Raw genomic sequence first — 21186 nt, forward strand, 5'->3', positions numbered from 1 at the left:
ACCCCCACCAAACAAAAGGAGCCAAAAACATGCTAACCAACAAACAAAAGAAAAAGCTACTAAAAAAGCACCACGCCAAAGCAACCCCAAAGGAATCCACCTACATCACCCAAATGCTCAAATACCGCGACCAATTCAACGCCTACCCTCAGGTCAAATTCCTGATCAACAACGTCATTGAAAGCGATCATTTAATCAAACAAGGCTTGCTACCCCAAGATTTACCAGCCTTAATTCTCCCAGACGATATCCAGGATCAAATTTTCCAGGACATTAACAGCAAGTTCAAGCCTGGCGATCCCGAAGGTGACAAGATTTGGAACGAACTCTCAGATGCGCTGCCAAAATTGGACAAGCAACTACGTTCATTCCGCGATTATCTCGAAAGTGAATATGGCATGTGGGCATACATCTCCGCCCCATTTGCCAAAGATCTGGCCAAGTATATCGGAAATGATTCAGCATTGGAAATCATGGCGGGTAATGGCTACATTTCCAAAGGTCTCAGCGACCTTGGCGTGAAAGTCTATCCTACCGACAGCCTTGAATGGGTTAAGGAAAATCAAACAGGCAAGCACCAACTGATCGATGTTGAAAAGTTGGACGCATTGACTGCAATTGACAAGTACCAGGACCAAGTGAAATACGTCATCATGAGCTGGTCCCCCGACAAGCAAACTATCGATGTTGATGTTCTCAACGCGATTAGAAAAGCCGACAACGATTTGGAATTAATCGTCATCGGCGAAAAGAATGGTGCTACCGACTCCAAAGAGTTCTGGCAGCAGGCCCATTTCATTAAACCAGATGTGGCTAAACAGCTGAATCAGCATCATCAGCCATTTGATTTAATTAAAGATCAGACTTACCTAGTTGACTAAGCTTGGGTAGCGGCAACTTACTAATTAAAGCATGCTTCTCAATCGGCTTCTTCTCCAATTCGAGAAGGGCTTTTTTTGTGTCCTTACCTCCCCGATAATCCCCAATATCGCCGCTGGTGTGAACCACACGATGACACGGAACCACAATTAAATCTGGATTTAATGCAACAGCGTGGGCAACCGGGCGAATTGCTTTGGGTTTGCCGATATTTTCGGCCAGTTGTTTATATGTAATTGTTTGTCCATAAGGAATCTTTTGAATCTCAGCCCAGACTTGATGTTGAAGGTCAGTTCCGACACCATCCAAATCCAATGGCAAGTCGAATTCTTTGCGTTTTTGATCAAAATATTCAGAAAGTTCCGTCAAATAATCATTGGTGACCGCATCATCATACATAAACTGATAGTCGTAACGGTCCGGATAAAAATCAAAAAGTTCTGACAGATACTTGCCAGGACTGGAAACAAAGTTCAAGCCCTTTTGCGTAACTGTGAAGAAAAACTTTTGATCATTAACTTCGATGCTTTCCCAATACAATTTTTTCATAAATCAAGTCTCCATTATAGTCGAGTTGTCCAATGGGATAATTGTAACATATCGAGCGAACAGATGAGTTGGCTTCGCTTGACTCACGGACGCCGAATTGCCACAATGATGTTATAGATTGTAAATGATGAAGGAGTCGACTTAAATGGCAGATACCAGTAAGACTACCGCCACATCCACAACGGGCTTACACTATGACTTAAGTAAAATTAATATTGATAAATCGATCCATGAACTAATCGATAATGGTAAAAAAATCCGTGACACAGTTCCATTCGAACAACTGGGAAAATTTGTCCCGGTTAAGCGAAACGTGGTTGAAGGAATTTCTCACGTTGAGGAAAAAATGATTGGTGACTTGATGCCACTCAGACACAAACGTTTGGCGGCTTCTGCCTTCGCGTTTTTTCGTGGCACAGATGAATTAATGGCTTTCGACCTTTCAAAACAAACCTCAACTAACATCCCCGTCGTCATTTCCGGTGATGCGCATTTAGGAAACTTCGGTTTTTATGCCTCTCCTGAACGTAAATTATTATTCGATCTGAACGACTTTGATGAATCAACAATTGGTTCCTGGGATTGGGATATTCGCCGATTACTGGTCAGCATCGTCCTTCAAGGCGAGCAGCTAGGGCTGGACAGCGATCAGATTGATGACATTATGAAGGGCTCAGTTGAAACCTACCAGCAAATTCTCAGCGAGTGTTTTGACGACCATTCAGCGATGGAACGCTACTACTTCTCCACCGAAGTTGAATCATTTCTGCAGTCTGAAGATTCTGATCATGCCTTGCCAAAGGTTTGGCGCAAAATTCGTGATAGCGCTGAACAGCGGAACTCAGATAAAGTTGTCAAGAAATTCACGACATTGGATTCCCGTGGACGTTTGGTATTCAAAGAAAACGCACCCCGAACCGTTCATGTGAGTGACCGCAGATTTAATGAGATCCGCGAACATCTGAGAAGCTATACCCATTCAGTGAGCCCGGATGTCACCGTCCTACTGTCCCAGTTCCATATCAGCGACATTGTTCGCCATAGTGTTGGCGTCGGCAGTTTCGGTACACGCTGTTATTTAGTGCTCTTGACCGCCATTGACGGCAGTCATTTGGTTCTCCAAATCAAGGAAGCCTTGCAGACACGACGCTTCCGAGGATTTGATGTCACCACTCCATTTAGCCAAAGCAAACCAGACAACGGTGAACGAATCGTCACCTGCCAGCAAATTTTGCAGCGGGCTTCTGATCCACTGTTGGGCTTTTATCACAACGATGATACCGGCCGCAGCTTTTACGTTCGTCAGTTCTGGGATATGAAGGAATCAATTAATTTGGACAAATTGGACGTTGATGATTTCAAGACCTATGCTAAAATTTGTGGCCTATTGTTGGCTCGAGGTCACGCTCAAAGCCCAACTGCCGCAATTGTTCATGGCTATGTTGGCACAAAGAAAAAACTTGCATCTGCCTTAATGAATTGGGCCAATGATTATTCAAAACAAGTTCACGCAGATTACAAAGAATTTCTCGACTCTCTAAATACAGATGAAACGAGGGAATAACGATGCACAAAGTGGTTTTTCACATCGATGAGCTGGATAAGTGGGACCATACGTTAAGTAACATCACCAATTTATTGGACTATGGGCGTGTGAATAAGGAAGAGTATCACATCGTGGTGTTGGTCAATGGCGATGCAATCAAAGGTTATTTGGATGAGCACCTGAGAAACGCGGTGGAACAGTTCAGCCGCGAAGGTGTCAGGTTTCATGCCTGCAATAATTCGATGAATAGTCATGGAATTGAAGACAAACAGTTACCGGAAAACGTTGAAATTGTTTCTGCTGGTATCGCGGATTTGGTGTCGCTGCAGGAGCAGGGATTTGCGTATGTGAAGGCATAGAGAGTGTGACGAGCAACGGGTGGTGCGGTGTGTAAGGGTGAAATGATTAAAATCCCGATTTTGGATTTAAATCATTTTAGCCTTACACGTTAGCATCAGTTGCGTCGCCAAGTAGGCTAGGCGGGCTTTCAGCCGGCCGTCGGAACACATTTAGAGTGTGACAAGACCCGGGTGATCGCGGTGCATAAGTGGGAAATGGCGATTGATGAACGCTTTTTGTTCATCGATTGGCATTTCCTGCTTATGTGTAGCGATCAGGGTCGTCAGAGCACGTTTCAACAAAATAACATTAAAGCAAACACCAAAGAAAATACCATACCAAAAAGGATGGAGCCCAAGCAAACGCTTGTAGCCCCATCCTTTTCAAATTCTCAATGTTATATATATAAACGTGCAGCAACCAACTAATCCCGCACTCATCCAATCAGTTTCTGCACGCCGTCCTGAATCTCATTAGGCTTATCGACCAAAGTATCAGCATGCGCTCCCAACAACTCAGGCGCATCCCCAAATCCATATGTCACACCCAAGGTTTTAACGTGGTTATTGTAACCACCAAGCATATCAGTATCGCGATCACCAATCATGATGCTGTCAGCGTTATCGGCGTTGCTTTCTTCCAGTGCATACTTCAATACAGCCGTTTTAGTATTCCGGTGGCCTTCATCGCTGCTTGCACCATAACGACCTTGGAAATATTTGGTGATCTTGAGTTCATCAGTCAGGTCATGAATCAAATTTTCCGGTTTGGCAGAGGCAATATTAACGACATAGCCCAGATCATTAAGTGTTTGAAGCTCATCGACAATGCCAGGATACAGATTCAACTGATACATCCCATTGCCAATATAGTATTCATGATAATATTTTAAAGCATCTTTTCGATCCGCATCAGAAACTTGTGGGTAAAACTTTTTTAAACTATTCACCAAAGCTGGCCCAATAAATTTCAGGTATTGATCATGGGTGAGTTCGGGAAACTGCATTTTCTTCACAGCATACTTCAGAGATTTAACAATCCCCTCTTCTGAGTCAGCAATTGTGCCATCAAAGTCAAAAAATAATTGTGTCATGAGTAACCTGCTTTCTTCTTGGGTTGATATCTAAATATTATCAAGGGTATTCACATAGAAATCAAGTACCTTGCCACTGAAAGGCGAACTCTTCTTCAAAAAGTTGTATATTAATAGTATTAATAAATTGAAAGAAGGTCAGCTCAACTCATGGTACTCACGTTTATCTTCTTAATCATTGCGGGCTTCGCAGCCGGATTACTCGCCTCCGTTGCCGGGTTGGCCTCGCTTGTGTCGTATCCAGCTTTGTTGGCCGTCGGACTGCCGCCGGTAATTGCTAACGTTACAAACACCACCGCACTCATTTTCTCCGGGATTGGTGCCACGGCTTCATCAATGAAAGAACTGCGCGGCCATTGGAAAAAATTAACCCTGTATGTGATTCTGTCGTTGATTGGCAGTATCGGCGGTAGTGTTTTATTGCTAATTGCGCCGGCCTCATCGTTTGAAAAAGTCGTCCCGTTCTTCATCCTGTTTGCCGGCATTCTGCTATTCATGTCTGGACGGAAAAAGGATGTTTCGACTGCCAAACTCAAAAAGGCCCACGAAACGCCAGCGAAGCATTTCTGGGTCTCCTTGATCAGCCTTACCGGAATTGTGTTGGTTGGGGCGTACACCGGCTACTTTGGTGCAGCAGGTGGGGTCATCTTCTTAGCTATTTTATCAATTATCACAGACGATAAATTTACTGTGGTTAACGCAATGAAGAACGTCATTGCATTTGGTGGTAACCTAATTGCCACCGTGATCTTCATTTTTAAATCACACATCGACTGGCTGTTGGTCATTCCACTTGGCCTTGGCTTGCTAATTGGCGGCTATACCGGACCGATCATTGTCCGTCACTCAAATATTCATTTGTTGCGAATTTTGATTTCACTGGCTGCGTTTGGACTGGCTGGATATTTGTTTGTGACTGCTTATTTTTAATTAAGTAATTTTGGTAGCTGCCTCAAAACCAGCGTGATATAATGAAAATGTAGAAAAGGAGCCCTGTTGCCACAGGGCTCCAACGTAGAACCGTTAAAGACGGTGGCATAAATTGAAACTAAAGAACCATTCCAAACTCGCCAAAGTTAGTGGAATGGTTTTTATTTTATGTGTTTCTTGAATTTTCGCCAAGCAATGATTAGCAAGACCACAGCATTTAGCAGCTTAGAAATTGCAAGAATCAATGCTGTTGCTATGGCAATCATCACGATGACTAATTCAAGATCACTCAAATGGCTTATCCTTTCATTAGAATGTAAAAAATCCGTTGGTCAACTGAGACCAGTGGATTTTTATGTCTACTTCACGAATTGAAAACACAAGATTTCAATATTCGTCTTCATCTGTTTCCAAAATCTTGAAATATTTTCGATTATATTGAATTTTGTTTTCTGCAATCAACTTCTGCACCATCTGACTCGTCGTCTCTCTAGTTGTGCCACTCACCTTTGATAGCTCAACAATGGTTATCGGATAAGGCACCAGAATTGAGTCATCTTCTTGCAGATCCCCAATTTGCTGTCCAATGAACAAGATTGCATTGGCGACTCTGCATTTGGCACTTGTCGTCACCATCCGTTGCAGCTGAGTTTCAGACGTATTAATGATCTGACTCATCTCTTTGACAGCGTTAACCATCAATTCAGGATTTTCCCGAAGGATTTCTTCATAAATCGGCATCGAAAATTCAGCAATCTTCACATCGGTCATCGTTTCAACCGTATAGGCATACTGATCATCTTCAAATAAGCCAATATATGGAAAACCTTTATTGGGCCGAATGTACAAATAGAGCTGCTCTTCCCCATCCTTGTCCCAGTGAAAAGATTTTGCGACGCCGTCAATCAAAAAATAGAATTTGTCACGGGTATCGCCCTGATCAAAAAGGATTTGGCCTCGATGATATTTTTTGATTTTCATTTCATCAATTAATTGACCAACAAATTTGTCATCCAAGGGACTAAATTCAGGATGTTGGTGCAGCTTTTCCGCATAGTAATCATAGTCACTCTTATTCTTAATAATCATCAATACACTCCCAAAAACGGTTACATTATTTGTCCTCAGTAAAAGTGTACCTCAAATCAAGCGTTTGTACATTAAACCAATCTGAGACCCTGCTAATGAATAGTTCGGCTAATCATACTGACGCAAGAACTTGGATAATCGTTTAAGACCTTCTCGCAAGGCGTCTTCTTGCGCACAGTAACCCAATCTAACGTGCCCTGGCATATCAAAACGATTGCCGGGAACCAACAAGACCCCTTCTTCTTTGAGGAGACGAATGCAGAATTGCTCAATGTCTTCGGGAACATCCAATTTAGGAAATGAAGTTGAAACTGCTTGGGGCATAATGACGCTGGCACGCGGTTCCGACTCAATCCAATCGCTGTAAATTTTCAAATTGTTTAAAACGAGCTGCCGATTTCTTTCAAGAACTTTGTCACGGTTGCGGAGGACATAGGTCGCCAGCATGTCATTAAAGACACCACAGCAGATCATTGTGTAATCTCGATATTTTCTGAACAGATCCGCCAATTCACTATTAGTTGCCGTCCAGCCAACACGGATGCCAGGAACTGAATACGTTTTGGACAATGAGTTAGTCGCAATCCCTTTATCGTATAAGTCAACAATCGAGGTAAACTTTGAGGGGTCATCCAGCGGCAGGTAAACTTCATCAACGAGTACATACGCACCAACTGTTTTGGCTAAGTCGACCACCTGCTGTAAGAAATCACGATCGAGAATCGTTCCAGTTGGGTTGTTGGCATTGTTCAAACAAATCAACTTTGTGTTTGGTCGAATAAGCTGTTTCAATTCCTCAATATCCGGATACCAGCCATCTTCTTCGTGAATATGCCAGTAGTCAACATCTGCACCCAATGATTTGGGAATGTCATACAACTGCTGATAAGATGGATATTCAGAAATCACGTGGTCTCCCGGTTCAACCAAGGCGTATAACGCAAGGTGATTGGCCCCTGTTGCCCCGTTGGTCTGTAAAATATTGTCTGGACTAATATTCTTATATAGTTTGGCAACTTCAGCCTTAAATTCTGGTGATCCTTCAATCCAGCCATAATTCATTTTCTGTTTATTCAATAAATCATAGAACGATTTGCCATTCTCACCATCTAAATCAAGTACTTCTTGCATCGTCATAGAAGAAATCGTGCTTTGGGCAATATCGTAGGTCGCCTTTTTCTCCCAAACATTTAACCATTCTTCAACACCAAAACCAGCTATCTTCATTCAGTGATACCGCCTTTCGTTAAACAGAATCCGTTTTTGCTTGCAGCTGCAGAGTCATATCAATCACAAATGATGTTCTCAACAACTAATTATTAATTCATCATGACTTATTTTTTGGACTATGTACAGAAAAAACGTGATATTTGACCATCACGTTTCCCTCTCTAAAATATTAACTTATTTAAAATGTAATTTGACCCACAATCAATCCATAGATTGCATAAATTGCTGCAATCACAATGAAGATCGCTAAAGCCATTTCAACTGGGCCAAAGACCTTGTCTGCATGATTGTCCTTCTTCTGCAAAATCCAGAACACTGGAATGCCTGCTGCGAACAGCAGTGACATTAACAGCAGGAAGTTGGCTCCCGCCGCGAACAGCAGCCAGCAAGCATACACGCTGGAAATAATTCCAACAATGATATTGCCTATTCGGCCCTTACCATGATCTTCTGTGAATGAATATTTCAATTGATAGAATGCTGAGAATGCATATGGAATCAGAATCGCAGCACTGGCAATTGAATAGAAGAAGTTATAGGCAGACGCTGTAATCAGGTATGAGAACATGAAGATTTCAACACAGATGTTGGTAACAGTTAATGATGTAATTGGAGCACCATTCTTGTTTTCTTTGGCAAACATCTTCGGGAACGACCCTTCCTTGGCAGCTTCATATGGAAGCTGACCAGCAAACATCGTCCATGACAGCCAGGCACCAACCACGGAAATGATTAACCCGCCGTTAACAACCATTGCGCCCCATTTACCAACTAAACTTTGAAGCAATTCAGCCATTGCAGGTTGAGTCAGATGTGAAAGTCCGGCACGACTCATCACACCGAATGATAGCAATGTGATTAACATGTAAATCAAGATAACGGTAATAATTCCAAGAACAGTTGCTTTACCAACGTCAGAACGTTTCCGAGCCCGACCGGAGAAGACAACAGCGCCTTCAATTCCGATAAAGACCCAAACAGTTACTAACATGGTACTCTTGGCTTGTGCCATCACGTTGCCAAATTCAAATTTTCCACTTGGTGTGTACCAGAAGTCGCTGGTAAACATGTTCATTTTGAATGCGAATAAAACAATGAGAATGAAAAGGAAAATTGGAATCAACTTCGCAATCGTAATGATCGTGTTAACAAATGATGCTGATTCGACTCCCCGCAGAATCATAAAATGGCAGGCCCACAAAATAAATGATGCCGCAATAATTGACCAAATGTTTTGACCATCACCGAACACTGGCAAGAAGTAGGCAACGGCACTCATTAACAGTGTCGCATAACCGACGTTACCGAGCCATGCCGACAGCCAGTAACCCCACGCGGAGTTGAATCCCATGTACTTACCAAATCCGGCTTCGGCGTAACTATAAACTCCGGCGTCTAGGTCGGGCCGTTTCATAGTCAGGTTCTGGAATGTTAAAGCCAGCATGACCATTCCAATGGCGGTAATTACCCAACCAATGATAATGGCACCGGCACCAGCACCAACGGCCATATCATGCATTAGGTTGAAAACCCCACCACCGATGATTGATCCAACAACCAATCCGATCAGTTCGAGCAGCCCTAATTTACCATCATGCTCTTTCATTTAGCTCACTCCCTTGAATATATTGAATTAATTTCTAACACATGAGGCACGTTTGAAAACGATTACAAGATTGTTCCCAGTAAGAGTGTACCTCAAATAATATGACTATATGTTAAACAATGTTTCTAATTTCCAAACCAAAAAATTGTGTTATTTAGCTGAAATAATGGTTCCAGAACCATCATCAATAAAGCCTTCGATGTTATCCAGTGCAGTCACAACCGCCTCGTTACCGGTAGCTTCCACAAAATCAATTGCGGCTTGAACCTTAGGTAACATGCTTCCGGGGGCAAATTGTTTTTCGCCAATATATTTATGGAGATCGGCAACTGAAACGTGCTCCAACTTCTTTTGATCAGGCTTGTTGAAGTTAACAAAAATATTTGGTACAGCGGTTAAAATGATGAGTGCGTCGGCACCAACCAACTCAGCTAATTTTTCGCTGGCAAAGTCCTTATCAATAACGGCTTCCTTACCAACCAAACGGCTGCCATCTGTAACAACCGGCACACCACCGCCACCAACTGAAATTGGCACGATACCTGCTTCAACCAAGGCATTAACGGCTTTGGTTTCAACCACACCGATTGGTTTTGGTGACGGAACAACCCGGCGATAACCACGGCCAGCGTCTTCAACAAAGCTGAAATCTGGATTCTGCTTCTTAGCCAGATCAGCAGCGTCCTTGCTCATGAACGGCCCAATTGGCTTAGTTGGGTTGGCAAATGCTGGATCGTCAGGACTGACCTCAACCTGCGTCACAACGGTGGCAACAGTCTTGTCCATACCCTTTTCCTTGATAACTTGATCCATGGCATTCTGCATCCAATAACCGATGCTTCCTTGAGTCATGGCAACACATGAGTCAAGTGGCATCTCAGGGTTTTCACTGGTGCTGCCACCAGCTTGCTGCAATAACAGGTTACCAACTTGTGGGCCATTTCCATGAGAAATGATCAGTTGATCACCGTTTTCAATAAATTTAACTAAGTGTTCTGCGGTGTCGCGCAACGCTTGTTGTTGTGCGGCAGCTGAAGCATCCTTTGACAGGATGGCGTTACCACCTAGGGCAACTACGATTTTACGTCCCATAACAATTCTCCTCCGTCTTAGAAAATAACAAGGGACTGGGACAAAACAAATGTTTTGTTGCCAGTCCCTTGTATTGTTGAGCTATTTTTCAAGGTGGGTACTAGGCTGAAATGTGTTTTGACTGTTATCTAGCCGAAACGTGTTCGTGCGCAACTGATGCTAACTTCTAAGTGCACTTTGACTAAAACCCAAGACCAGGCTTGCAGCCAAAACACCCTTAGAAGCCGCATCACCCGTTGCTTCTCACACTCTTGGAATAAACAGATTACCAAGTGTTGCGGCCATCATAGCCTTGATTGAGTGCATTCTGTTTTCTGCTTCTTCGAATTGACGAGCATACTTGCTGGTGAACACTTCATCAGTAACTTCCATTTCAGTAATGCCATATTTCTTTTCAATATCCTTACCATATTCGGTTTCGGTATTGTGGAATGCTGGCAGGCAGTGCATGAAGATTAATTGATCATCAGGAGTGCCGGTCTTCTTCAAGGCTTCCATGTTTACTTGATATGGTGTTAACAACTTAACGCGTTCTTCCCAGTTGCTTTCGCCCATTGATACCCAAACGTCGGTATAAACGATGTTTGAACCCTTCATACCTTCATCGAGGTCATCAGTGATCAAAAGTTTAGCGCCTGACTTCTTGGCAAAGCCATTTGCGATACCTTGGATTTCGTCAGTTGGGAACAATTCCTTAGGTGAAACGATATGAATGTTCACACCTAAGATTGCACCAGTAACCAACAATGAGTTGGCAACGTTGTTACGACCGTCACCCATGAATGTCAAAGTTAATCCTTGGAGTTTGCCAAAGTTTTCCTTAACAGTCATGAAGTCAGCCAACATTTGAGTTGGATGCCATTCGTCGGTCAAACCATTCCATACTGGAACGCCACTGTCTCTGGCAAGAATTTCAGCATCACTTTGCTTGAATCCACGGAATTCAATTCCATCGAACATGCTGCCAAGAACCTTAGCAGTGTCTGAAGTTGATTCCTTCTTGCCTAATTGAATATCTCCGGCACCCAAGTATTCTGGATGGGCACCAAGATCGATAGCAGCAGTGGTAAATGCTGAACGGGTACGGGTTGATGACTTTTCAAATAAGAGGGCGATGTTTTTACCTTCCAAATAATGATGAGGAACACCGGCTTTTTTCAAAGCCTTAAGGTGTAAACCAAAGTCAATCAAATATTCGAGTTCGGCAGCGGTGAAGTCTTTTTCGGCTAAAACACTGCGTCCTTGAAATACGTTTTGTCTGAAATCTTTTGTCATAATCGAATTCTCCTTGATGATTATTGTTTTGGGTACGGTGAACTGATGTGAGTTGGATTGTAGAGTTGGTTGGATGTTTTTTGGCAGCTTCATAAACACGCTCCGACGGGCCTGACGCTAACTTCTAAGTGCACTTTAACTAAAATCCCAAAACCAGGGATTTCAGTCAAAGTACCCTTAGAAACCGCGTCACCCAGCCCTCGTCACGCTCTGATTCAGATATCCTCTCTAACAATAGGACAGCTCATGCAACGTGGACCCCCACGTCCTCTTGACAACTCACTTGAGATAACCTCAAGCACTTTGAGTCCGTGTTTTCTAAGCAGATCGTTTGATACGTAGTTACGGTTGTAGGTTACTACGACACCAGGTGCGATTGCCAATGTGTTTGAACCATCGTTCCATTGTTCACGGCCGGCGATGATTGGATCTCCGTTACCAGTTGGAATGAGGTCAAGGTCATCTAACTTAAGCGCATCCTTCAAGACTTGTTTGAGATCTGTTCTGTGGTCTAAGTTAAGTTCGCCATTTTGACCTGGGGTAATTGTCCAAGTATCAATGTGGCCACCTTCACCTAAAATTCCTGGATGAACAGTAAATTGGTCGTAGTTAATCATTGTGAACACAGTATCCAAATGCATCATTGCATGGTTATGCGGAATCTTGATGGCAATAACTGTGTCGAAATGACCTTCTTTAAATAAGCTCTTAGCAATATCTTGAATGGCATCAGCTGAAGTCCGTTGAGAAACTCCGATTGCCATTACGTGATCGTTCAAGACTAATTCGTCTCCACCTTCGATACGAGTATCGTGGTTACGGTCACGCCATACATGAACACCTTGGTTGGCAAAACGTGGGTGATACTTAATAACGATTTCGTTAAAGAGTGATTCACGTTGTCTTGCAGGGAATGTCATGTGGTTGATACTTAATCCTTCACCGATACATGCCGAAGGGTCACGGGTGAAGTATAAGTTAGGCATTGGATCCATGTAGAATTCGTAGTTTTCGGTTTCAGCAGCACTTACTAAGTCTGTTGGGACAAAATCTACTTCGTTCTTACGGATACCTTCCATGATCTTGTTGACCATGTCTTGGTTGTTCATGCTGCCGAGGTATTCTTTCAATGCATCATGAATGGTTCCTGCTGCATATCCAGATTCAGTCAACATTTGCTCTAAGAAAGCATCACGAACTTCATCACCAGCTGCATCTAAAGCTTCAGCAGCTAATTTTTCGAGATACAATACTTCGACACCATTGTCTCGTAAAGTATCGGCAAAGTAATCATGTTCCTTTTGGGCAATTGGTAAATATGGAATGTCATCGAATAATAACCGGGGCATCATGTCAGGTGTAAAGTTTTCAATTTCTCTACCCGGACGTTTCAGTAAAACTGTTTTTAACTTACCGATTTCCGATGTTACATGAATTGGACTTGTCATTTTGTTACCTCCTCTTCCATTAATACAAGTACATCATAAACCCTTCCGAAAACGCTACCGTATGTTTTTGGACATTCAAAATGCGAAAAAACTAACACAATTAGCATCGAAAATGATTACGGTTTCATTTTATGAATTATCCTGCTAATTATTCCCTTCACAAAGGGGCTCTTACGGGTAATTATACAAAAGCAAATGTTTAAATTAGAACATAAGAATTTGATTAGATTTAGGAATCCATTAATTGTAACACTTTATTCACAATATTCATAATTCGTTCTCATCTGTTTGGTATAAATATGTTTGGGCTTCATAAAATATTCACAGTTTGGTAAAAGAAAATTCACTTTTAAAACGATCAAATCCAGCCGAATCAGCGTCTATGGAAGCGTTTTACTTACTTGTGTGAAATTTATTAATGAATCTTCATGCACATTATTTCAAATTCACGGCGGTAATGTTACAAACATTAAAAAACTGTCAATAACCTTGTCTATCCAGCTAAATGCAGGCAAAATGGGATATGTATTAGGAGGTAATTTCATATGGAACCGAGAATTGATACTCGCAAAAAGTCCTTTCAGTTTCGGACTTATCTAATCTATTCGATTGCTTTTCTGCTGGTCTGCCTGGCAACTTACACTATCCCGTGGCTGGCTGGGAAGACATTGATCTGGAATGTTGACGGAATCGCCCAACATTTCCCAATCATGGCTGAATTCCAGCGGATGCTACAAGGCTCTGCCCATCAAGCAATGACCGGTTGGTCGTGGAACTTGGGTGCTGGAGCCGATCAATTAACCACTTTCGCATTTTACATAATTGGTGATCCGTTCAGTTGGTTGATCGCCCTTTTTCCAGCATCCAAGCTCGAGCTGGGCTTTCAAGTTCTGATTCTACTTCGGCTCTACTGTGTCGGCCTGTCATTTCTGGCCTGGGCAAATGAGCGAGACTTCAGCACCCATGCCAAGTTAATTGGAACCTTGATTTATACATTTTCCGGGTACAACTTCTACGTTTCCATGCACCACCCATTCTTCTTGATCCCAATGATCCTCTTCCCGTTGTTGGCAATGGGGGTCGAAAAAGTACTCCACAAGCAAAATTGGCTGCCATTAGCGGTCGCGGTTGCACTGGCTTTAATCAGTAACTTCTATTTTGCCTACATGTTGGCCATCGGGACTTTTGTCTACCTGTTAACTCGGTATTTGAATATCCGGCACAGTCATCCCGAACAGCTCAAAAACGTCAGAATTATTTATGGCTTGGTTCAGGGTGTGATGACTGGTCTCCTAACAGCGGGAATTATTCTCATCCCAACGCTGCTGGCGGTCTTCCAATCCACTCGAATTGCTTACCATGCCAAATTTGCCAACGGCCTAATCCTTTATCCACTCAAATATTACCTGGCAATGCCTAATCAATTCATTACCAGCACGACTACCAAGGATTATTGGCTGGTCTTAAATTTCTGTGGATTAACCTTCCTGGGTGCCGTTTATGTTCTCCGTCACTTCAAGCGTTATCGATCACTGGCAACCATCATCAGCCTGACCGTGGTTGCTTTGATGCTGCCGCAGTTCAGCGCCGTGGCGAATGCCATGTCAACACCATCTAACCGGTGGTTGTTCTTAATCGTTCTGCCAATGAGCTTAGCCACAATGATCTTGGTTGATCAGCTGAAAAATCTCACCCGCAATGATCTTCGCTGGCTGATTGGTGCCAGTGCCGGATTGATCATTCTCGTCTGGATTACCAAAGGTTTCACGTTAAAATTACCCCAAAACGATTTGGTTGCCTATGGCTTATTACTCAGCTTTCTCCTATTGTTCGCCTGCCAAAGTTCACTCAAAATATCGCCAAAGCACGTTGGCTATATTCTAACTGGATTGGTTTTAGTCAACGTCGTTAGTGCCGGGCAAGGTTGGTTCAGCCCTAATAATAGTAAAAACATCAATTCAAACTTGGCCGCCGGGTCCGCCGAACAGTGGCTCCACAAGTATTACGACGGTGCTCAAAAAGGATTGAGCAAAGCCGGCGATTTCTACAGGACAACCACCATTCATAATTACTATTCACACCGAACCGCCGGCAATAATATTCCAATGGTCTTGGGAACCCACGATTTAGGTGCCTATTACTCGATTCAAAACGGCAGTGTATTTCAATTTAGTCGTTCACTGGATAATTCTCAAGCGGTCGTGAACTCAGTACTTGGGGAAGCGGATGGTCGCACGACCCTCTTGAATTTGCTGGGAGTACAGTACATGTTTGCCAAAACCGACATCGTCAAAAAACCACAAGCCATTCCTTACGGCTATCACTATGTACGCAGGAAGAATGGCAAAATTGTCGACTTCCCTGAGCAGCCGGTCAGTGGTTTGAGTAATCATTCTGGGACCATTCTCTTGAAATCAAATTTGGCATTACCGCTGGTTTATACCCAGAAATATGTCATTTCAGATGCCAACTACAATAACATGTCACCAATTGAGCGTGAGCAGGCCATGTTATCCGGAGCCGTTGTCAGCAAACCAGTCGATGGTGTCTCACTCACCGAACCCGCCAGCAAAGTTCAAAACGTATCTTATACAACCCGATTATTTGACCAACACGTGGTGAATAATCCTGTCAAAGCAGTTTTGGATCGTCTGCGGATTTCACCGAATGCCCGTTATCGGGATACGGCGAAGAAATATAAGACGACCTTACCCGCAAACAAGGTCCGTATCTGGGAAAAGGCCACGGGGATCAATCCAAACGGCAAACCGCTTCAAAGCGTTCTCGCCAAGAACCATCAAATTGTTGAACGTAACGAAGCCCAGAATGCGAACGGTCTGCACTTAATGGATAACGATGCTCAAGGGCGCCACCTGTCATATCAACTGAATATCAATAACCCACAAAAATACCGGAACTCAGAGTTATATTTAGTCATTGATGGCGTCTCACACACCACTCACTCAACAATGGATCGCTTGAACAGCTTAACTGCCGATTCAATCATCGATGGAACCCCGGTTTCCAAGCTGCAGAAGATTGATCGCTTACGGACTGCGGTCCAGCATCCTGATCTGGGTGCATTTACCCTGTCAGTCCAAACACCGAACAACTTCACATATGTCCGCCAACTTCCGGAAAACAATCTTTCCGATTACGAGGACCGTCAGCATATCGTTCTCAACCTGGGCTATTCCAATCAATTGAGAAAATCAATGACGGTGCACTTCAATGGTGTCAAACAGTTGAAGTTTAAGAGCGTCAAATTAATGGCCGTGCCTTTCAACAAGCAATACGACAATCAAATTCATCGGATTCAAAAGACTGGTTTGACTAGTCAAAAAGTGACTAACAATTCCGTCAGTGGCTACACAGATGCCACCCAACGGACACGAATTTTGACGACTTCAATTCCATACTCAACCGGTTGGCGTTTGAAGATCGATGGGCAGCCCGGTGATACCTTCAAGGTTAACCGTGGTTTCATTGGTGCCAGGATTCCAGTTGGTCGCCACTTCATTTCATTGAAATATCAAACACCAGGCCTTGCACTTGGCAAGATCGTCACAATCGTCGGGATCGTATGGTGGTTGGTATTTCTGATTGGATCAGTTGGTCGATTGATTTACCGGAGAATTAAACAATAGCATTTAGATACAAAAACTAGGCTTTCTCACGAATGAGGAAGCCTAGTTTTTGGTTGATTCACTATTATTTTGCTAAAACGAGTTCAGACGAGCTTGATGCTCACTTCTAAGTGGGGATCACCCAACTCTATTCACTCTCTCCATCCTTGATAGAGCTAACCAACAAATCAGGGTTGGCATGTTTGGTAAACAAATCGTTGATCTCACGTGCCGCATTTACTGATGGACTAAAGGTCACAATTGTATCGTAGCCGGCCAAGGTGCCGGAAACATTTTCCATATGGAGGTCATCAATGACGGCTGCCAACGGATTGGCGTAACTTGGTTGGGTATGGATCACATTGACAAATTGAATCTGCCGAATATCGGTCATAGTTCCATTAATCATGCGATACATGCGTTCGATTTCGTTTTGGTTACCTGATTTAAAAATCATGTAACGCGAATTTCCGGAGCTGTCCGGTTGTTTAACAATCTGCATTTCACGGATATCTCGGGACAAAGTTGCCTGCGTCACGTTAATCCCCGCAACCTTCAACTTTTCCATCAATTCATCCTGCGTGGTAATTGTATATTGATTGATAATCTGCTCAATTTTAGATTGGCGAGCTTCCTTCTTCATTATAAAGTGCATCCCTTTCACATCTGAACCTCAACCAGCCCAAAAATGATCAAGGGCTTGTTTAAATATTCAGTAATTAACGATGAATTTGCATAACACTATCATAACAAATGATAAACCAAAGTTCGCCTATTTTCCAAAAAAGAGATAATTATTTCATCATTTCTTCAGAATTGCTCGTTAATAGTTCCAAGTTTCTCTGGCATTCTGTGGATTGAGATGTTTGCGTTCATTATAAACGGTGATATCGGCACCCTCACCACTAATCAGCACCACTTCAACCGAATCTTGATAGATCGTAAATTCAAATTCATTTCCGTAAAGATGAACCTTGAATCTGAGGCGGTTCCAAGTCGTTGGCAAATGTGGCTGTAGGCTAAAGCTGGTGGCATTGTTGACAATTCCGGCAAAGCCATACATGATGCCTTCCCAAGCAGCACCCAAGCTGCCAGCATGAATCCCGTTCTTGGTATTGTGATGGACATCCATCAAATCCGTCTGAACGGCCTGAGAGAAGAAATCGTATGCTTGCTTGTCTTTACCGATCCGGGCAGCAACAATCGCGTAGATCGCCTTAGAAAGGCTGGAATCGTGGGTTGTGATTGGCTCATAGAACTCATAGTCAGATTTCACTTGTTTCAAGGTATTACCTTCCGGGAACATAAAGTCAACCATAATCGTATCGGCTTGCTTGTTAACCTGGTGTCTGTACAACATCAATGGATGATAGTGCAGCAACAGTGGAAACATGCTTTGGTCAATCGAGGCAATATCCATTTTTGGCAGCTGCTCAAAGTTCTGGAACTGCAGCTTAACGTTCTTTTCTTTATCATACGGCAGGTACATCGCATCAGCTGCCTGCTCCATCGCTTCAACTTCATCATCAGTGACGTGTAATCGGCTTAGCATCCCGTCATCGCCTTTAAATTTACGGGCATATTTGGCTGCCAGGCGAAGATTGCTTTGTGCCAACTTATTAGTGTAATAGTTGTTGTCAACCAAGGCACTATATTCATCTGGCCCAGTTACCCGATTCAAGACAAATTGGCGTTTGCCCTCAAGCTCGGCATAGTTACCATATTCCATCCAAAATCTGGCGGTTTCCAAGATGATTTCAAAGCCATAATCACGAATAAAATCATCATCATTGGTGATTTCATAATATTGCTCAACCGCAAAGGCAATGTCAGCGTTAATGTGGAATTGGGCCTGGCCGGCTAGCCAATAGGCACTGGACTCGTAGCCGTTGATGGTTCGCCAAGGATACATAGCACCCTTGCCCAAACCGAAGTCACTGGCCTGCTCTTTAGCAATTTGAAGGGTATGGTAACGAAACATCAGTAATTCTTTGGCGACTTCCGGTTGGGTATAGGTAAAGAATGGGAGCATGAAAATCTCAGTGTCCCAGAAGAAGTGGCCGCCATAACCATTCCCAGTCAGCCCCTTTGCGGGAATGCTGGTCAACTCGTCTCGCCCAGCGGATTGATTCAATTCAAATAGATTAAACCGTACACAAAGCTGTAAGGCCGGATCACCATCAATCTCAACGTCACTGTGAAGCCAAAAGGTCTGCCAAACTTGAGCAGAAGCCATCAGTTCGGATTTGAAAGATGTGTCATAAATATAATTATCAAGTGAAGAAAGGTACTGATCCGAGTACATATTGGCATTAACCAGCGGATGAATATCGCCAATCGCAAACAAGAACTCGAAATCTTTGGAGCTGCCTGGTTTGGCATAATACTTGCTGCGGTAACCATAATGATGGTTTTCATCTCTGAAATACTCAATCGGTGGATTGGGTGCGACATTTTCACTGGCCTGGTAGGTGACAATTGCCCCCTGTTGGCTTCTGAAAGTCGTCACCAGATAACTGGGCTGACCATTGTCAGGAATAAAGTCCAATTGCATCTGGCCCAGATCAGGACTCACGCGAATGTCATCATCCTGTTGATGGACGGTCTGATTGACATAATCATGAACTTTGATGACTTCGATATCATCAGAAAAATTGGTTGGAATGACCGAGTATTTTACCCCATAAACGTTGAGCTTACTCATACTGGCGAAACTTTCAACAACTAGATTGAAGTTGCGGTTTTCCGGGGTGGTTACACTAAACAGTTCGTGCAGCAAGCCCGTCTGCATATCTAGATTTTTATCAATATTTTCTACTTTAAAATGATCGGTCAATGAATCCTCATCACCGACTTTGATTCGAATGAATCTGGGGTCAAACAATCGGTTGATCACCTGATTATTATCAGGATAGCCACGATATTTCTCCCCATAATTAACTTCCTTATAATCAAAGAAACCATTGATAAACAATCCAGGGGATCCGATATAATCCGGATTATTTCCCTGGAGTGGATTTGAATCACGAACACCAAAGTGACCGTTGCCGACATTATAAATTGTTTCAAGGAATAACTGTTCCTTGCTTCTTAAAGTCTGTAAGTGAATTTGAAATTCAGGTGACTGCTCAATTCTCAATATATAGAACCCCCTTCTAGTAGGCTATGTATAGGTTTGAGGTCTAAAAGTTATGTAGCTATTCTACCATTCAATACCAAAAAGTCACGATTTGTTGACCCAATATTGTTAACTTTATCTAGTACCTAATAGTAATATAAATTTAAAAACATTAAGATTAATATAATACCTTGGTTAAAAGATACATGTCCTTTACTGCCCGAGTTGGAATTGCTATACTTGGTTGTAGCTTTTTTGCAGGATAGTAACATCAGAAGTCACTATTCATGCATATATTACTAGAATATCATATAATCTGGTTAGAAGATAAACTAAAAGGCGAGAGGTCTTCAAAGGAGAATTACAATTATGAACAGCAAATTACTTTCGTTTCTTGAAGAAATTAAAGCACAAGGCAACATGTCCAAAGCCGCTCAAGCATTATTCGTCACTCAACCCTATATCAGTCGAGTTATAAAGAATGCCGAAGTGAACTTTGGTGTTAAATTGATAGATCGATCATCCCATCCAATCCAGCTGACGTACGCTGGCGAACGACTTCTTGCATTTTTGCAGGAGGAAAACCGACTACGAGCCAACCTTGACCGTGAGATGACCCACCTGTCACAGTTCAAGTATGGCCATTTAACGATCGCTTCCAATGAAGTGGTTACTAATGACTTGTATAAACCAGTACTGGTTAAGTTCTATAACAAATATCCAAATATCCACGCTCAAATTACTCGAATGACCAGCCGCGATGCTGAAAAGCGTTTGTTATCAGGCACATTGGACTTCTTCATTGGCCATGCACTTCAAAGTCATAAGATTGAGTATAAGCCAATTGCTCAATTACCGTTAGTTTTGATCATCCCTGAAACTTCCAAACTTTACGAACCAGGTAAGGTCTTCTTGGATTACAAAGATCTTGATTTAACCAAGCTTTCCGGTGAAGAATTCATCGGTACACCACAAGAAGATAATTACCAACGCCTGGTAACCAGCTTCTTGAATGATATCGGTGTTTCTGCTGAAATCAACATTGAAGTGCCTGATTTACATTTGGCATCTGACTTGGCACTGGAACACGTAGGTGCAATCATCACCCCAGAACCATTTGCCAACCCACGTCGTTTAACCGAAGAACAGAAGAAACACATCAATGTCATTGAAATCCCAACTGACGTGTTGACTGCCAACTTTGGTATTTCATATGTCAAGAACAAGCAGACTTCAGAACCAGTTACTGACTTGCTTAACATTATTTCAGAATATGTTGATGCATATGTACCAAAGCGTGAGTAGTACTGATTTTCTGTTAAATCAAAAGGACCAGCGATTAACTTCGCTGGTCCTTTTTTGTGCA

The 21186-nt window shown here is 42.8% G+C and carries 16 protein-coding genes; 6 read left to right on the forward strand and 10 right to left on the reverse strand.

Annotated elements, in window-relative coordinates; all coding sequences use genetic code 11:
• Positions 1-29 precede the first annotated feature (29 nt).
• Positions 30-881, forward strand: a complete 852-nt coding sequence (locus tag FD05_RS04650; RefSeq protein ID WP_020280775.1) for a hypothetical protein — start codon at positions 30-32, stop codon at positions 879-881.
• Here FD05_RS04650 and FD05_RS04655 read toward each other — a convergent pair.
• A complete protein-coding gene (locus FD05_RS04655) occupies positions 853-1428 on the reverse strand; it encodes a methylated-DNA--[protein]-cysteine S-methyltransferase (protein ID WP_020280774.1) in 576 nt (191 codons plus the stop codon). The two genes, FD05_RS04650 and FD05_RS04655, sit on opposite strands and share 29 nt — an antisense overlap.
• Positions 1429-1573: 145 nt before the next feature.
• Here FD05_RS04655 and FD05_RS04660 point away from each other — a divergent pair, with 145 nt between their 5' ends.
• Entirely contained in the window at positions 1574-2992 is a 1419-nt protein-coding gene (locus FD05_RS04660; protein WP_020280773.1) for a DUF2252 domain-containing protein, read from the forward strand.
• A 2-nt stretch (positions 2993-2994) separates the two neighbouring features.
• Positions 2995-3333: a DsrE family protein gene (locus FD05_RS04665; RefSeq protein ID WP_020280772.1), complete on the forward strand. Its 339-nt coding sequence runs from the start codon at positions 2995-2997 to the stop codon at positions 3331-3333.
• Between the two features lie 416 nt (positions 3334-3749).
• Here the strand turns inward: FD05_RS04665 and FD05_RS04670 are convergent, their stop codons facing one another.
• Positions 3750-4406 (reverse strand): HAD hydrolase-like protein, encoded by a 657-nt coding sequence (locus FD05_RS04670; protein WP_020280771.1) that lies wholly within the window; start codon positions 4404-4406, stop codon positions 3750-3752.
• Between the two features lie 150 nt (positions 4407-4556).
• Between FD05_RS04670 and FD05_RS04675 the strand changes: the two genes are divergently transcribed.
• On the forward strand, positions 4557-5336 hold the full coding sequence (locus FD05_RS04675) for a sulfite exporter TauE/SafE family protein (RefSeq protein WP_020280770.1): 780 nt from the start codon (positions 4557-4559) through the stop codon (positions 5334-5336).
• Positions 5337-5723: 387 nt separating this feature from the next.
• Here the strand turns inward: FD05_RS04675 and FD05_RS04680 are convergent, their stop codons facing one another.
• The 6 genes from FD05_RS04680 to arcA all read right to left on the reverse strand — a co-directional run bounded on the left by FD05_RS04680 (position 5724) and on the right by arcA (position 13076).
• On the reverse strand, positions 5724-6425 hold the full coding sequence (locus FD05_RS04680) for a Crp/Fnr family transcriptional regulator (protein WP_020280768.1): 702 nt from the start codon (positions 6423-6425) through the stop codon (positions 5724-5726).
• Positions 6426-6533: 108 nt separating this feature from the next.
• Positions 6534-7652 carry an aminotransferase gene (locus FD05_RS04685; RefSeq protein ID WP_020280767.1) on the reverse strand — a complete coding sequence of 373 codons (1119 nt, stop codon included), beginning with the start codon at positions 7650-7652 and terminating at the stop codon, positions 6534-6536.
• A gap of 181 nt (positions 7653-7833) precedes the next feature.
• Positions 7834-9261, reverse strand: a complete 1428-nt coding sequence (arcD, locus tag FD05_RS04690) for an arginine-ornithine antiporter (RefSeq protein WP_020280766.1) — start codon at positions 9259-9261, stop codon at positions 7834-7836.
• A 150-nt stretch (positions 9262-9411) separates the two neighbouring features.
• Positions 9412-10353, reverse strand: coding sequence for a carbamate kinase (gene arcC, locus FD05_RS04695; RefSeq protein ID WP_020280765.1), 942 nt, complete (start codon positions 10351-10353; stop codon positions 9412-9414).
• A 243-nt stretch (positions 10354-10596) separates the two neighbouring features.
• Positions 10597-11628, reverse strand: coding sequence for an ornithine carbamoyltransferase (gene argF, locus FD05_RS04700; protein WP_020280764.1), 1032 nt, complete (start codon positions 11626-11628; stop codon positions 10597-10599).
• Between the two features lie 215 nt (positions 11629-11843).
• Positions 11844-13076: an arginine deiminase gene (arcA, locus tag FD05_RS04705; RefSeq protein ID WP_020280763.1), complete on the reverse strand. Its 1233-nt coding sequence runs from the start codon at positions 13074-13076 to the stop codon at positions 11844-11846.
• Between the two features lie 545 nt (positions 13077-13621).
• On the opposite strand from arcA, the gene FD05_RS04710 reads away from it, so the two are divergent.
• Complete coding sequence (locus FD05_RS04710; protein ID WP_051990589.1) at positions 13622-16723, forward strand: YfhO family protein; 3102 nt, start codon at positions 13622-13624, stop codon at positions 16721-16723.
• 127 nt (positions 16724-16850) lie between these two features.
• On the opposite strand, the gene FD05_RS04715 is transcribed toward FD05_RS04710, so the two are convergent.
• Both FD05_RS04715 and FD05_RS04720 read right to left on the reverse strand, forming a co-directional pair.
• Positions 16851-17345: an arginine repressor gene (locus FD05_RS04715; protein ID WP_020280761.1), complete on the reverse strand. Its 495-nt coding sequence runs from the start codon at positions 17343-17345 to the stop codon at positions 16851-16853.
• A 180-nt stretch (positions 17346-17525) separates the two neighbouring features.
• On the reverse strand, positions 17526-19841 hold the full coding sequence (locus FD05_RS04720) for a glycoside hydrolase family 65 protein (RefSeq protein ID WP_020280760.1): 2316 nt from the start codon (positions 19839-19841) through the stop codon (positions 17526-17528).
• 348 nt (positions 19842-20189) lie between these two features.
• Here FD05_RS04720 and FD05_RS04725 point away from each other — a divergent pair, with 348 nt between their 5' ends.
• The gene (locus tag FD05_RS04725) at positions 20190-21125 is read left to right on the forward strand and encodes a LysR family transcriptional regulator (RefSeq protein ID WP_020280759.1); all 936 of its coding nucleotides are present in this window, start codon (positions 20190-20192) and stop codon (positions 21123-21125) included.
• Positions 21126-21186: the final 61 nt, after the last annotated feature.

Origin of the sequence: Lentilactobacillus otakiensis DSM 19908 = JCM 15040, assembly GCF_001434145.1 — a bacterium.
GTDB classification, from domain to species: domain Bacteria; phylum Bacillota; class Bacilli; order Lactobacillales; family Lactobacillaceae; genus Lentilactobacillus; species Lentilactobacillus otakiensis.